This is a genomic window from Paenibacillus sp. JT22N12 (genome assembly GCF_056269365.1).
This window is the reverse complement of sequence record NZ_JBWDNU010000010.1, coordinates 1-14,140: the sequence shown is the minus strand read 5'-3', so window position 1 is coordinate 14,140 and position 14,140 is coordinate 1. Positions and strand designations below refer to the sequence as shown.

12 protein-coding genes and 16 tRNA genes are annotated in these 14,140 nt (G+C 46.5%); 2 read left to right on the top strand and 26 right to left on the bottom strand.

What is annotated here, in order from left to right; all coding sequences use genetic code 11:
* Positions 1 to 2: 2 nt before the first annotated feature.
* The 8 genes from AC0YOA_RS27795 to AC0YOA_RS27760 all read right to left on the bottom strand — a co-directional run bounded on the left by AC0YOA_RS27795 (position 3) and on the right by AC0YOA_RS27760 (position 9,019).
* Positions 3 to 515 (bottom strand): PspC domain-containing protein, encoded by a 513-nt coding sequence (locus AC0YOA_RS27795; RefSeq protein WP_210038116.1) that lies wholly within the window; start codon positions 513 to 515, stop codon positions 3 to 5.
* A complete protein-coding gene (locus AC0YOA_RS27790; protein ID WP_475789401.1) occupies positions 512 to 1,207 on the bottom strand; it encodes a PspA/IM30 family protein in 696 nt (231 codons plus the stop codon). Before AC0YOA_RS27790 ends, AC0YOA_RS27795 begins: the two co-directional genes overlap by 4 nt.
* 54 nt (positions 1,208 to 1,261) lie before the next feature.
* Positions 1,262 to 1,552, bottom strand: coding sequence for a LiaF transmembrane domain-containing protein (locus AC0YOA_RS27785; RefSeq protein ID WP_475789400.1), 291 nt, complete (start codon positions 1,550 to 1,552; stop codon positions 1,262 to 1,264).
* Between the two features lie 438 nt (positions 1,553 to 1,990).
* The gene (locus AC0YOA_RS27780) at positions 1,991 to 3,562 is read right to left on the bottom strand and encodes an ABC transporter substrate-binding protein (protein ID WP_475789399.1); all 1,572 of its coding nucleotides are present in this window, start codon (positions 3,560 to 3,562) and stop codon (positions 1,991 to 1,993) included.
* A 121-nt stretch (positions 3,563 to 3,683) separates the two neighbouring features.
* Positions 3,684 to 4,619, bottom strand: coding sequence for a carbohydrate ABC transporter permease (locus AC0YOA_RS27775; RefSeq protein WP_379113909.1), 936 nt, complete (start codon positions 4,617 to 4,619; stop codon positions 3,684 to 3,686).
* A 19-nt stretch (positions 4,620 to 4,638) separates the two neighbouring features.
* Positions 4,639 to 5,631: an ABC transporter permease gene (locus AC0YOA_RS27770; RefSeq protein ID WP_475789398.1), complete on the bottom strand. Its 993-nt coding sequence runs from the start codon at positions 5,629 to 5,631 to the stop codon at positions 4,639 to 4,641.
* Positions 5,632 to 5,721: 90 nt separating this feature from the next.
* On the bottom strand, positions 5,722 to 7,326 hold the full coding sequence (locus AC0YOA_RS27765; protein WP_475789397.1) for a response regulator transcription factor: 1,605 nt from the start codon (positions 7,324 to 7,326) through the stop codon (positions 5,722 to 5,724).
* Positions 7,304 to 9,019 (bottom strand): sensor histidine kinase, encoded by a 1,716-nt coding sequence (locus AC0YOA_RS27760; protein ID WP_475789396.1) that lies wholly within the window; start codon positions 9,017 to 9,019, stop codon positions 7,304 to 7,306. The genes AC0YOA_RS27765 and AC0YOA_RS27760 overlap by 23 nt, the downstream gene beginning before the upstream one ends.
* Positions 9,020 to 9,337: 318 nt before the next feature.
* On the opposite strand from AC0YOA_RS27760, the gene AC0YOA_RS27755 reads away from it, so the two are divergent.
* The gene (locus tag AC0YOA_RS27755; RefSeq protein WP_475789555.1) at positions 9,338 to 9,547 is read left to right on the top strand and encodes a TetR/AcrR family transcriptional regulator; all 210 of its coding nucleotides are present in this window, start codon (positions 9,338 to 9,340) and stop codon (positions 9,545 to 9,547) included.
* 18 nt (positions 9,548 to 9,565) lie between these two features.
* Positions 9,566 to 9,916 carry a TetR family transcriptional regulator C-terminal domain-containing protein gene (locus AC0YOA_RS27750; protein WP_475789395.1) on the top strand — a complete coding sequence of 117 codons (351 nt, stop codon included), beginning with the start codon at positions 9,566 to 9,568 and terminating at the stop codon, positions 9,914 to 9,916.
* Between the two features lie 233 nt (positions 9,917 to 10,149).
* On the opposite strand, the gene AC0YOA_RS27745 is transcribed toward AC0YOA_RS27750, so the two are convergent.
* The 18 genes from AC0YOA_RS27745 to AC0YOA_RS27660 form a co-directional block, all read right to left on the bottom strand.
* A complete protein-coding gene (locus AC0YOA_RS27745; RefSeq protein ID WP_475789394.1) occupies positions 10,150 to 10,506 on the bottom strand; it encodes a VOC family protein in 357 nt (118 codons plus the stop codon).
* 73 nt (positions 10,507 to 10,579) lie between these two features.
* Entirely contained in the window at positions 10,580 to 11,392 is an 813-nt protein-coding gene (locus AC0YOA_RS27740; RefSeq protein ID WP_475789393.1) for an SDR family NAD(P)-dependent oxidoreductase, read from the bottom strand.
* Positions 11,393 to 12,373: 981 nt separating this feature from the next.
* A tRNA-Leu gene (locus AC0YOA_RS27735) sits at positions 12,374 to 12,455 on the bottom strand.
* A gap of 7 nt (positions 12,456 to 12,462) precedes the next feature.
* A tRNA-Arg gene (locus tag AC0YOA_RS27730) sits at positions 12,463 to 12,539 on the bottom strand.
* A gap of 19 nt (positions 12,540 to 12,558) precedes the next feature.
* Positions 12,559 to 12,632, bottom strand: a tRNA-Cys gene (locus tag AC0YOA_RS27725).
* 7 nt (positions 12,633 to 12,639) lie between these two features.
* Positions 12,640 to 12,714: transfer RNA gene (locus AC0YOA_RS27720), tRNA-Gly, on the bottom strand.
* A gap of 7 nt (positions 12,715 to 12,721) precedes the next feature.
* Positions 12,722 to 12,796, bottom strand: a tRNA-Gln gene (locus AC0YOA_RS27715).
* Between the two features lie 29 nt (positions 12,797 to 12,825).
* A tRNA-His gene (locus tag AC0YOA_RS27710) sits at positions 12,826 to 12,901 on the bottom strand.
* Between the two features lie 15 nt (positions 12,902 to 12,916).
* Positions 12,917 to 12,990: transfer RNA gene (locus AC0YOA_RS27705), tRNA-Trp, on the bottom strand.
* A gap of 9 nt (positions 12,991 to 12,999) precedes the next feature.
* Positions 13,000 to 13,085, bottom strand: a tRNA-Tyr gene (locus tag AC0YOA_RS27700).
* Positions 13,086 to 13,090: 5 nt separating this feature from the next.
* Positions 13,091 to 13,166 (bottom strand) — tRNA-Thr (locus AC0YOA_RS27695).
* Between the two features lie 20 nt (positions 13,167 to 13,186).
* Positions 13,187 to 13,262, bottom strand: a tRNA-Phe gene (locus AC0YOA_RS27690).
* A gap of 12 nt (positions 13,263 to 13,274) precedes the next feature.
* Positions 13,275 to 13,351 (bottom strand) — tRNA-Asp (locus AC0YOA_RS27685).
* 35 nt (positions 13,352 to 13,386) lie between these two features.
* Positions 13,387 to 13,463, bottom strand: a tRNA-Met gene (locus tag AC0YOA_RS27680).
* A gap of 27 nt (positions 13,464 to 13,490) precedes the next feature.
* Positions 13,491 to 13,566 (bottom strand) — tRNA-Val (locus AC0YOA_RS27675).
* Positions 13,567 to 13,645: 79 nt separating this feature from the next.
* Positions 13,646 to 13,720 (bottom strand) — tRNA-Glu (locus AC0YOA_RS27670).
* A 55-nt stretch (positions 13,721 to 13,775) separates the two neighbouring features.
* Positions 13,776 to 13,866, bottom strand: a tRNA-Ser gene (locus AC0YOA_RS27665).
* Positions 13,867 to 13,869: 3 nt separating this feature from the next.
* Positions 13,870 to 13,945, bottom strand: a tRNA-Asn gene (locus tag AC0YOA_RS27660).
* Between the last annotated feature and the right edge of the window lie 195 nt (positions 13,946 to 14,140).

Below are 14,140 nucleotides of genomic sequence, written 5' to 3'. Positions count from 1 at the left end.
TTTTAAAACTCTCCCTTCTCTTGCTTGGCTAGTTTGGCTTTCAGTTCGTCAATTTCACGGCGCAGCGCCTTGATTTCCAGCTCTTCCATCATCGCATCCAGATTGGATGCAGGCTGCCCCTGCTGCCAGTTGGCAGAACCGCGTTGGGGACCGGATGGAGGTATGTTCGGGTTCGGGTTTGTATTCGTATAAGAACCGTTATATCCCGGGCCTTGGCCTGGATTGGAGTAGTAGCCTCCACCATTATTCCAGCCACCGTTATTGTAGTTCCCGCTGCCATAACCGCCTGGACCGGGACCGAATCCGCCTGGGCCAAATCCATTATAGGGGATAGGCTCCTTGGGAACGACCAGACCGGCTAATATATAAACAACAATTAAAGCGCCGCTTGTAAACACAGTCAGGACAATCAGAAGAATCCGCAGCAGTGTCGCATCAACATTGAGCATCTCGGCGATGCCGCCGCATAATCCGAAGAGCTTCTTGTCCCGTCGCGACCGATACAGTTTCTTCATGACGATTTCCATCCTTCCTGCTGTAATTTGCGTTTCAGCTGTTCCATTTCCCGCTCGATGGCCGACTGGATCGTAGAGCCTGCTTCAGAGAGAAATTCTGCCCCGGTCCGCCGTATTTCACGCAGGCTTTTGGCTTCCAGCTCCATATCGGTGATGCGGTCCTCCAGCCTGCGGAACATGCCTGATGGCTGCTGCCCGGGAGCGGCTGCTGTAGGGCCTCCGGCATAGCGGGCATTCATCCGCTGCTGCAGTCGAAGCGACTCCATCCTTGCGGCGTAATACTCACGTTTATCGTAGACAGCCTGATACTCGCTGCGCAGCTCACGCAGCTGCTGCTCAAGGTCCTGAATGTTGTTAAGGGTCTGTTCATACAATTCGCGATACTGCAGGGCGCGTTCTTCGCTTCCCGCTTTATCCTGCAGCGCAATGCGCGCTACCTGTTCTTCGCCGGCCTTCAGAGCGATAATCGCTTGCTGCTCCCGCTTTTCCTTCATTTGCTCGGCTTGCAGCCATTGGTTTTTCAGGTGGTTCCCGTGCCCCATATATTGTTGATACAGCCGCTCGGCCTGGATGATCTCTTCACGCGTCGACCATAGAAATTGATCGATCAGCTTGACCGGATCTTCCGCTTTCTCCAGCCGCTCATTTAATGTCGCGACTGTCAAGTCACGAACCCTGCGAATAATACTCATCGGTATACCTCCTTAGTCCCGTTGTTCTTGCTTCCTTGCTGACAGCGCATGTATTTAAACACGTTTCTCACGTTTGAAAATGGATACGCCCCATACGATCAAGCCGATCGCCAGCAAAAGCGTAATCAGGCCCATCATTTTGCCAAGCAGCATGAATGCTCCAACTACAATCAGAATGCCGCCGATCACCTTGCTGTCGTTCTTCAAACCGACAACGCCCAACCCGATCAGTATGAATGGCATCAGGAACCCGATAATTCCACCGAGATGAATACCGAAAAAATTCATTGCCACCAGACCGCCAACAATAACGAGTATAACACCAAGCACCGATTTTCCGTTCATTGTTTGTGTCACCGCCTTTCGACCTTTTTTATATTTTTGTATTCCTTGATACCTCGCTGCGCTTGAATTTGTTTCACCGCTTTGCTTATGTACTCATTGTAGGTTATTTTCAGGGGTTTCAAAACGGACTCGCGACGGTTTTTGTTCCTAGACCTCAGTCGGGGGTACGCCCCACCCGCGGACCGAAAACGGCTAACTTTTCAACTAAACAGCCTTTAAACCTGGGTATTTATGCATAAGACGAGCTTCTTAAATGGAAAGTAAACAAACGTCGTTTGCCGGCAATTGCTGCAATTGATGGCCGGTGTGGCATTGATGGCATATACATTATAACTGATAAGCTCCTAACATTGGATAATCAATAAAAACCCGTGTCTCCAAGAGACACGGGCTGGATAGCTGGACCAATCAGTTAGGGTATGAACCGGTTCACGTGAATTACTTTTTCCCTGCCAGGAAGGCATCGAACTGCTCCTGCTTGGCTATGATGATTTTATCAACACCTGCCGCTTTCAATGCGGCCATATATTCCGGCATTACCTTGTCAATGTCAACAGATCCGGTTTCCAACGCTTTCTTATATTGCTTATCGACGTTTGCGATAGCGCCTACCTCGGACTTCACCTCCGCGCTGTCGAATACAAATCCTAGAGCAGGCGACGATTTGGCATTCATATTAAACTCACGGAATTTTTCCCATTTGTCCGGATCCTCCGAATCCCACACATAGTTCAGGAACTGGTTTCCAAGCTCCCAGGCTACGCCAGGCGCATACTGCTGGGAATTGGCCGAGGACGTAATAATTTCGCCATTGCGCGTGTAATGATCTCCTTCGATGCCAAAGTTGATCAGATTGACGAGCTCCTTATCTGTGTGCAGCAGATTAATGAACATCATCGCGCGCCCCGGGTCCTTGGAGGTCGAGGAAATGGCCAGCATCGAGCCTGCCGTTTCGTCCGTGGACACCGTTTTGCCCGTCAGGGTGATTTGATCCAATTTGCCGGACAGTCCGGCCGCATTGGCTATTTCCGCCGCTTTGCCCGGTTTTATCGGTTCGACAGTGGAGAATACATTGCCGGCTTTATAGGCGTCTCCACTGGCGAGCTGTGTTGTCGCGGCATCGCTGTTCACATAACCCTTTACATAGAAATCACGCGCCACCTTCAAATAACGTTTGTAGATGTCCAGCTCCTGCTCCATACGTACTGTGGCATCATCCGAGCTCTTAATGATCGCCCCTGGGATCGTACTGTCCCCGAGGAAATCGGTTTCGGCGAAAAAATGGGAAGTGAACAGGCCGCCGGTCGTATACAACGGAATCATATCCGGCTTCTTTTCTCTGACCACTTTATAAATCGCATCCAGATCTTCAGCTGTTTTTACCGCACTCATATCCAGCCCCAGCTCATCCGCGATATCCTTGCGGTATACTATCCCCCCTGCCGCGGCAAGCTCCTTGTTCGTTGGAATCCCGTAATTCTTACCTTTGATTTTGGAGCCCTCCAGAAATGCCGGGTCTAACGATTCCAGGATACCCTTGCCATATTCCTGCAGCAGATCATCCGCCGCCAGATAGGCGCCCTTGGCCACATTCTTGGCGTATCCGTTCCATGCTGCAGTGAATAATACATCCACCGGCTCGCGGGAAGCGATCATCAAGTTCATTTTATCGTCCCACGCCCCCCAATCAATCGGCATCAGATCGATCGTCGCATTGATTTTGGCCTTCAGTAGCTTATTCATGGCCTCTTCCACTTTCTTCTCATCCGGCTGAGGCGGTCCTTCATAAACCACCTTCAGCTCATAGGGCTCCAAATCCGATGCGGGGGCAGCTGCGTTATCTTCTTTGCCTGCTGCATTATTAGTGCTTGTGGTTTCATTTGCCGGCTTATTTCCTCCGCTGTTATCGTTACCCCCATTATTGCTTGCCCCCCCGCACGCTGTGATTACCAGAATGATGGCTAGGATCAATATACCAGTCAACGATATTTTACTTTTCGTCTGTTTCATGAGCGGATAAACCTCCTTGAGCTTTTTTATAGGCTAATCCGGCACCGCCGGTTGTAGCTGAACGGTTTACTTGCTCTTATCAATAAATAGCCGAGTCGCTCCGGATTCATTTGAAGCGCATTTACCCTTTTACCGCTCCAACCGTCAGTCCTTTAATAAAATATTTCTGGAAAAACGGATAAGCCAGCACAATCGGCCCTACCCCGATGATCGCCATTGCCATGCGTACCGTCTCACTGGGAAAATTCATCATGCCGCCTGCCTTGGCAATCTCTGCAGCAGCTGTAGGATTGCTCGCCAGATACTGGATATTAGCCATCATTTTATACAATAGATACTGCACCGAGATATTTTCATTGTTGGTGATGAACACCAGGCTAAGAAACCAGTCATTCCAATAGTTCAGCGTTTGAAACAGCGCGACCGTGGCAAGCACCGGCAGTGATAACGGCATCACAATTTGAATGAATATCCTCATCTCGCCTGCCCCATCGATCTTGGCGGATTCCAGAACGGCAGCAGGAATGGTGGTCTGAAAGAAAGTCCTGACAATAAGCACGAAGAAAGCGGATACGATAAGCGGCATGATTAACGACCATAATGTATCCTTCAAATCCAGCATTTGCACATACACCAGATACCACGGAACCAGCCCGCCAGAGAAGAGCATCGTGAAGAATACAAAGAAGGTGAAAAATTTGGCATGGGGGAAATTCGTTCTGGAGATGGGGTATGCATATAAAGCGATAATGAGCATGCTCAATATCGTTCCGATCACGGTTACCGAGATCGTAATCCCGTAAGAATGAACAATTTGATGAATATCCCGCATCAGGAACTTATAGGCGCTCATATCAAATTGCTCCGGGATGAATTTATAGCCTTCACGAACAACGGACTGCTCATTGGAGAAGGACACCGAGATGATCAGGAGCAGCGGAATAATACATAGGAATGAATAAATAACGAAGAACAGATTAATTCCCCATGATGCTGCAGCCGGCAGTCTATTTTGCGGATTGGACATGGACGGGAGGTTTGCTTTTACAGCTTCCATTCATTTCACTCCTTGGAGACTAGAATAAAGCATTATCGCTATTGAACCTTCGGACGATCCAGTTGGCCAGAAAGACCAGCACAAACCCTACAACCGATTGCAGCAGTCCCGCCGCAGAAGAGAGCCCAATATCGCCCACCGTGAGGAAAGTCCGGTACACATAGGTATCGATAACATTGGTAACCGGGAAAAGCACACCCGAATCTCTTGTCACCTGGAAGAACAATCCAAAATCCGCATTGAAGATCCTCCCGACCTGAAGCAGCGTCATAATTGTCAGAATCGGCATAATGAGCGGAATCGTAATGCCAGTCATCTGCTGCCACTTGCCTGCCCCGTCAATCGTAGCGGCTTCATAGTATTCATCGTCAATGCCGATAATGGCGGCCATATAGATGACGGTATAATAGCCTATCCCTTTCCACAGATTGACGAGCGGCAGAATGAAAGGCCATACCTCTTTGGTGAAATACCACCGTATGGGATCAAGACCAAGCGCCGGCAGCAGTGTCCCGTTTAAATAGCCATGCTCATCGCTCATAAATCCGAATACCAGGTATGCAATTATAATGTAAGAAAGAAAGTAAGGCAGAAACATAATGGTTTGATGCACCTTGGAGAAGAACCGGTTCTTCATTTCGTTCAGCATAATGGCGAAGGCAACCGGAAAAATCAGGTTTAGCACAATAAACAGGGAATTATAGAGAAGCGTATTGCGTGTAATGATCCAGGCATCCGAGGTTTTGAACAAATATTGAAAATTGGTCAGTCCCGACCAAGGACTGTTCAGGATCCCGTCGGTATAATTAACCGTCTTGAATGCGATAATAATGCCGAACATGGGAATGTAATTATTCAGTACGAGAAGAACAATTGCCGGCAGCATCATCAGATAAAACATCCAGAACCTTCTGATCGTTCGAAACAGAGTGAATTTCCGGACCGTCGCACGTCCCGAACTGTAAGCGTTATCAATTACCTCCGGGGTTGCTGCACCTTCCACCGTCTTCATCCTCCTTCTCTTCCTTGATAATTCCATCATAATAAAAAACGATGCCGCGCTCTATCGGCATCGTGACTTGATTAACGCTGTGGTGACCTCTTACTGTACATCCTGATATTTCTTGCGGTATTCCTGCGGTGTGAGTCCGGTTGTTTTCTTGAACAGTTTGGAAAAATGCGAAAAATTGCAGTAACCGACTGACATCGCAATATCGCTGACTTTATGATTGGTTTGTTTCAGCTCAGACTTCGCTTTGGACAATCGCAATTCAACCATGTAATCCGTCAGGGATTGACCGGTTTCCTTCCGAAACAATCTCGACAGATAAGCGGGGTTCAGATATACATGCCCGGCAATCATCTCCCTGTTTAGATCCTTATCCATATTAAACTCGATGAACTGCTGAAGCTTCACAATGGTGTTTGATACCTCTTTTCCCTGAGTGAATAGATAATCTGCAGCTTCATCGATGAATTGCAAGCTCCAGGCTTTCATGGTGACCAGCGTCTTCATAGCCGGCTCGCCATCTTTCCAATCCCCATGGGGATACACATCCGAAGGTGCCAGCTGCTTTTTCTGCAGCAGCTGAAACACCATCGTTACGAGACTATAATAGTAATTGACCATGTAATTATGATCCACCTGCTCATTCCTCAGACGCTCAAACAGCTCGATAACTCTTAGCCTGACATCCTGCTTTTTGCCCTGCTCAATCAATACCGCCCAATCCTGGAAGCTTGGCACTGGTACCGTCAAGCTTTTGGGCTTGGTAAACGCCTCCAGACGTAATACACGGCCTGTCAGACCAACATTGCATCTTTCCATCTCCAATAAAAGCTGTGTGCCGGAGCGCAAATCACCAATCATCACCGGCTCCCCGATATAGCAGGACACCACCCCATACAAATATTTGCTGCATTTTTGAATATATTCCTCACTTCGGGCGTTCAGCTCAGCCGTATGGCTTTCATCCGGAGCATACAGCAGCACAAAAATCAAACCGTTCCGATCGCTGATGACATGCCCGCACCAGTCCTTCAGCAAAATCTCGGCTGCTGCATTCTTCAATGCATAAGCCATAATCTCCTCATCCTGCGCATTCCATTCCTGTTTCCATTCTTCCACACTGATCAGCATGGGCTGAATCCTCTTGCTCATATCCAGCTTCAACCTGTAAAGAGCGAACAAGGGCTCGAGCTTGCCGGCAGTGGCGGGAATCCGCATACTCAGCACATCCTGCCAGAGACGCTCAATCAGAAAAGGAAGCTGTCTATTCCACTGCTCATAATAAACCTCATACGTTTTACGCAGGGACTCCTTCTGAGCCTGTTCGCGGACACTCTCTATTGCTTTACCCACACTATCCCTCAATAGCTCATGATCTATAGGCTTGAGCAAATAGTTAAAACTGCTCAGCTGAATCGCCTGCTGGGCGTACAGGAAATCGGCATGTCCAGTTAGGAAAAGAGTCGCCGTATCCGGTGAATGCTCATTGACCCAGGTGAGCAGGTCAATTCCGTTCTCATTAGGCATATCAATGTCCGAAATCAGAACATGAATCGGATATTTGGCGAATATCTGCCGTGCTTCTTCCGCATCGTAGGCCTTATAAATATTCAGGATGGGAAGAGCCGACCAGTCAATCCCCTCCACAATCCCCCGAATTGCAATTTCCTCATCGTCAACGACCAACAGATTGAACATCGTCATCCTCCTCGTGCTCTGCTTCTGAATCCATAGCCTGAAGGGGCAGCCTGATTCGTACGGCAGCCCCTCCGCTCGCCGACTTATTGTCAAATGCAATATCCGCTTCGCCATGATAGCGCAGCTTGAGCCGCTGGATGACATTGAGAATGCCGAGCCTGCTTGTTTCCGCCTGGGGAAGTACTCCATCGCCGTTCAGCTGCTCCAGCACATCATCGGGGAAACCAACGCCGTTATCCTCGACTACAATCGACACGAATCGATTCCCCCCATCAAATACGATGCAGCCTGTCAATTGAATGAAGAATGGCTCCTTCCGGTTGACAAAACCATGGATAATGGCGTTTTCTATAAAAGGCTGGAGGGATAATGCCGGCAGAGTGACCGATTTCAGGCGTTCCGGAATATCGTAACTGCAGTAGAGCTTGTTCGGAAACCGAAACTTTTGAATTTCGATATAGCTCTCAATATGCTTCAGCTCTTCCGCCAGACGAATAGAATCCTGATTTATCCTCATTATGAAGCGGAAATAATCCGCCAGATGGAGCGACATCTTCTTCACCGAGTCATAATCCTTCAACGCGGCGAAATTATAAATAATATTCAGGCTGTTCATATAGAAATGGGGATTGATTTGGGCCTGCAGCTGCTTCAGTTCCATTTGCTGCGCCCGGATTTGTTCTTCATACATTCCAATCTTCAGCAGCTTGATCTGCTGCGCCATATTATTGAAGGTATTGGCCAGAAATACGAATTCTATCGTTTCATTCGTGTGCAAGCGGACGTCAAGAATGCCAAGCGACAGCTTTTTCATTCCCTTGATGAGCTGATGAAGCGGATTAAAAATCATTTGCCGGATAAAGAGCAGATACAAAACTAGCACCAGGATGAAACCGAACGCCATTATATAAGTAGCCTTCTGAAAATAAGGCAGTCCCTGCAGCATATAGCTCTCCGGTATAATGATGCTGATCGTCATATCGGCAACTTTACTGGATCGTTCTATAACCATATATTTCTGGCCGTCAACTTTATTTTTAATAATCTGATAAGGCTTACTCAGCAGCAGCATATCGTTGAGCGGGACCTTAGGGTTCGGATTTGCCAGCGATTTGGCCAATTGAATGCCATTGCGGCGGTAAATGGCACTCTCCCCGATGTCCCCGTGATCCCATTGAATCGACAACAAATCCAGCAAATCGGCAATATTGATAATAGCCCCTACATACAGGCCATCGGTAACCTGGAACACTTTGACGAGAAAATCACGCCCTGGCACCAGATCATCCTCCCAAAGCATCCACTGGCTGACCTCCCCAGGCTTCTGCATGGCAACAATTCGTGCGGTATTATTTTTTAATACCTGCTGTGTGCTCGTGTAAGGTCCGGAAGTACTGAAGATGATATCGCTTTCATGAAATAGAAAAACAGTGTCAATCGGCTTGTAGAATCCGATATCCCGGTTAAGCTTATTTAAAATTCTGATCTTCGTCAGTACGTAATTATCGCTTCTATAGGGAAAGGACATAAGCAGACCGGCATCGGAATCCAATACGGCGAGCTTCTTCAAATAATCGTCTACCTCAAGCAGGCTTCGATCGGTTTGGCTGACGAAAATATTGAGGGTATTCTGATACGTTTCCGATACCTTGTCACGGACGATGTTTTTGGCATACCAATTATTGATGACCAAAAAGGCGACCACCGGCAGCATAACCGCAAAAAAGCTGATAATTAATTGGGTCTTTACAGAGCGTCTCAGCGTGGCCCATCCCCTTATCTCCTAATTAGTGTAAGTCTATCAGGAGGGAATCGGTTAAGCAATAAAGAGTTCGCGGTTCGAACTGTGCGGGGCATCAAAAAACGGATGATTTACGGGAGAGATTTTTTACCCGATCGTTTCATTTTTACCGTAAATACGATCGGTTTGTCTTTTATTGTGTGATTGACATGCCTCTCAGATACCCCATAAAATAAAATAAACAGTCGGGCATAAAGGGAGAGACTAAAAATTCGAAAAGGTGAAAAAACAAAGCAGTATGTAATCGGAAAGACTTCTCTTTTACTTAACCAACGCGGCTATTTATCCACCTCTCTGGCTGAAATAACAGATGCTACCGGTTTGCAAAAGGGAGGATTATATAATCATTTCAGAGATAAGGAAGACCTGATGATTGAATCGTTCAAATACTGCTGCTTCCTGGTTAATGAACGCGTCTAGTCCGCAATCGCATCTGAATTGACATCCATCGATCAACTCCTTGCCTTTACAGACTTTTACTGCAATCTGGATTTCCCCGGCGGATGTCCGATAACCAATGCGGCTGTTGAAGCCGATGCTGTATCAGCCCCTCTGTATCGCCATGCGCAGGAGGCTATGAAAGGATTATTGATTCGGCTCGAAGAGATTATCGGCGCAGGTATTACTAAGAGTGAGACTCGACCAGACGTTAATCCTCAGGATACCGCATTAGTCATCCTCTCGGCCATTGAGGGAGGCCTTCTGATGAAAAAGCTCTTTCCTTCCTCCACTTCAATGACAGCGGTCAGGAATCAGCTCGCTCGATATATAAGCAGTGATTTGAAATAATCATACCGCCAAAAATCAAACAGCTCTGGACAATAATTCAACCATTAAACTTCCGGGTGAAGCCAAGTCCCTTCATGAGATGGGTACATTAAATTCTTCTGTCTAAGAAAAAGAATTCGTACCCATCCATGATAACGGAACGGACATTATAATTGATACTACACGGGATCTGAAAATCGTTTCACTAGCCTCAGATCGCTCTTTACTGGCAAGTTTTTTAGTTCAGCCTGCTTTTAAGAGTGCGGCTCCAAATATTCCAGAACACTGCCATCCGGATGCTTAACAACGATAAGCGTTCCTACAGGATTGGATATTGGACCACGGAGAATAGATATCCCGTTTTCAGCAAAGAAATTCTGAAAGTCTTTAAGCGAATCCACATAGAGAATATTATGAATATCCGATACAAATGATAATGCTTCATCGGTACCTGCAACTAGAACAAATTGGCCTACTACAGAGAATTCAAGCTTAATTTCAGGCGCATTCCAACGTTTTTCACAGGCTTTACCGACTAATTTTTCATAATAAGGCAATGCATCATCCATGTTATTCAAATGAACCGTTACGAATATTTCATTGATTTTCAAAAATTACATCTCCCCGAAATACTTTAGCGATTATGTCGTATCCTAAGATTCAATTCAAAGCCCATTTCAGTAATCAATCCGCTATTCCTGATACCTTTTCCCATGCCACAACCTCATCGATTCTTTTGCTCAACGAATCGCGAATGCCATATGACGCCAATGATCCGACCGGGAAATGAAGGGGCGGTTTCTCGCTATTAATCATGGTGATTATTGCTTTTACCGCTTTATCCTGCTTCCCTTTCTCCAAGGCATCATAACCTTTGTAGAATGCCTCATATACAGGAGCGTATTCCGGTTTTGATTCGCTCAGCTTTCTTGAACTTCCCATAAATTCTGTTTCGAATACACCTGGTTCTACAATCGTGGTTTTGATGCCAAATGCCGCAAGCTCGTCAGCCATTGCCTTTGAAAGACCTTCTACTGCAAACTTGGATGCAGCGTACATGCTGAATGCTGGGACTGCCCAGACTCCAAAGATGGATGAGATATTGACATAATGCCCTGACTTTTGTTTCTTAAAAATAGGGAGTGTTTCACGAATCACATCAATCATACCAAAAACATTGACATCAAACTGATCTCTAATTTGCTCATCCGTGTATTCTTCAAGCATGCCGAAAAGTCCATACCCAGCATTATTGACAACAATATCGATCTTTCCGAAAACCTCCAAAGCCTCTGCGACCGCAGATTGAATCTGACCTTTTTTAGTCACATCCAGCGCTGCAATATGGACATTCTTAGGTGATTTTTCCTTTAAATCGGCAATTGAATCAATATTACGTGCAGTCGCGACAATTTTATCACCCGAATTGATCAATTGCTCCACAAATTCACGACCGAATCCTGTGGAGGTTCCTGTAATAAACCATACCTTACTCATGAAAATCTCTCCTTTTTCTGTGTTTTTTACTGATACCAGTTTTATATTGATCAGAAATATACATTTCAAAATCAAATAAAGACAGACCGTTCGTTTTTTTATTATATTCATTATAAGCAGGTAAGTCAATATCCGCAGCAGATAAATAAAGTAACCCGCCGATCAAAAAATGGTTTAGCCGGATTCATGCAAAACGTATATGAAATCTACAAGTGCCTGATTGTTAACGAAATCCGAGATTGTTTGACGCAGCAAAGGAACTTCTTCTTGTAACGCATGCTGGTAAAATTTGTAATATATTTTGTCGTTCAACTGGCAGTAAGTCCTCCATAACATTTCTTGAAAACTCCCACTATCGAGCATTCTCAAAACGTGAATTAATCCAGCCCTTTCTCCAGCACTTACTTAATAATTACATAACGGTACGACTAATAAACTTCTTGAATTCCTTTGAGTACGCCTCTTTAGGATCTCGTACACACCGATTTGTATGCACCAAAAGGGGCTCTCCATTCACACAAAGAATTAATCCCAGGGGAATGACGTTTATCTTGATCCCAGTAAGGATTAATCAGCTAATTTGACATACTTAAGATAAAGGGAACGTTTTCAGAAAACCTGGTACGCAATACTACCCAACCAGTAAGTCGCAATACATTTTTGTCTTAGGACCTTAATTTAAGAAGTATTATAATTATGCGTGGGTTCATCAGATCTAATTTCAGAAAGCTGAAGGGAAGACTATTGTATGTTTGAAAATAAGGAAATACTGGAGGAAACAATCGGGTGATTTAGCCGAAATTAAGTTGAGCATTCATTATGAAATAATTAATCAGTTATTTTATTATAGACGTGATAACTTGCAATAAAGGGTGCCGGTACCTATCCATCTTCGTTAATTCCATTCTTATGGATATGACCTAAATTTCCAACAAAAAAAGTCTAAAGGATAATCTCCTTTAGACTTTGTAATATTCAATATGGTGCCGGCGAGAGGACTCGAACCTCCACGGTTTCCCTCACGATTTTGAGTCGCGCGCGTCTGCCATTCCGCCACGCCGGCATGGACATGGCGTGCCCTAAGAGATTCGAACTCCCGACCTTTTGATTCGTAGTCAAACGCTCTATCCAGCTGAGCTAAGGGCACATCAATTATAAAACAATGGTGGAGGCGCCACCCAGATTCGAACTGGGGGTAGAGCTTTTGCAGAGCTCTGCCTTACCACTTGGCTATGGCGCCAAAAAAATGGAGCGGAAGACGGGAATCGAACCCGCGACCCTCGCCTTGGCAAGGCGATGCTCTACCGCTGAGCCACTTCCGCATATAAATGGCTGGGGATTCAGGGATCGAACCTGAGAATGACGGAGTCAAAGTCCGTTGCCTTACCGCTTGGCTAATCCCCAACATTTTCTTTTCTTTTTTAGGATAAAAATGGGGCGGACGAGGGGAATTGAACCCCCGAATGTCGGATCCACAAACCGATGCGTTAACCACTTCGCCACGACCGCCACGATATTAAGTTTTGGCAGGGGCAGCAGGAATTGAACCCACACTAACGGTTTTGGAGACCGCTGTTCTACCTTTAAACTATGCCCCTAAGGTAAACTGGTGGAGGATGATGGATTCGAACCACCGAACTCGTAAGAGAGCAGATTTACAGTCTGCCGCGTTTAGCCACTTCGCTAATCCTCCATGAGTGGTGCCGTCGAGAGGACTTGAACCCCCAACCTACTGATTACAAGTCAGTTGCTCTACCAATTGAGCTACAACGGCATATTCAATTCTTTAAAGAATGGTGGCTCGGGACGGAATCGAACCGCCGACACGAGGATTTTCAGTCCTCTGCTCTACCGACTGAGCTACCGAGCCATCTGGTGTAAATGGCGGAGCTGACGGGATTCGAACCCGCGGTCTCCTGCGTGACAGGCAGGCATGTTGGGCCACTACACCACAGCTCCACGATATGGATCTCGGATGACTCCGAAGGTAAAGTTGGTTGCGGGGGCAGGATTTGAACCTGCGGCCTTCGGGTTATGAGCCCGACGAGCTACCGGGCTGCTCCACCCCGCGTCAATATAATACTGCTTATGCAGTTAATGGTGGAGGCTGACGGGATCGAACCGCCGACCCTCTGCTTGTAAGGCAGATGCTCTCCCAGCTGAGCTAAGCCTCCATAATGCGCGACATTTAATACTATACATCATATTAAGTGTGCTTTGCAAGTCCTAATTCTAAGTTTTTGTAAAAGAATTTGGTGACCCGTAGGGGAATCGAACCCCTGTTACCTCCGTGAAAGGGAGGTGTCTTAACCGCTTGACCAACGGGCCATGATAAGATTTCTCATCGATCAGTATGTAATATTGAGTAATAATGATGAGATTATGGCGGAGAGAGAGGGATTCGAACCCTCGAGACACGGTTAGCGCCTACACGATTTCCAATCGTGCTCCTTCGACCACTCGGACACCTCTCCATATGGCTCCCCGAACAGGACTCGAACCTGTGACAACTCGATTAACAGTCGAGTGCTCTACCAACTGAGCTATCAGGGAACGGTAATACTTCGGGTTGTTACACCCTGAAAACTGGATACGAACGTTTGCGAAACGTTTAGCGGCTTGATTCCTTCAGCCCTTCGGCTGACGGGTGGAACAAGACTTCTCTTGTTCCGGTGTAGGATAAGCCCTCGACCGATTAGTATTCGTCAGCTGCACATCTTGCGATGCTTCCACCTCGAACCTATCAAC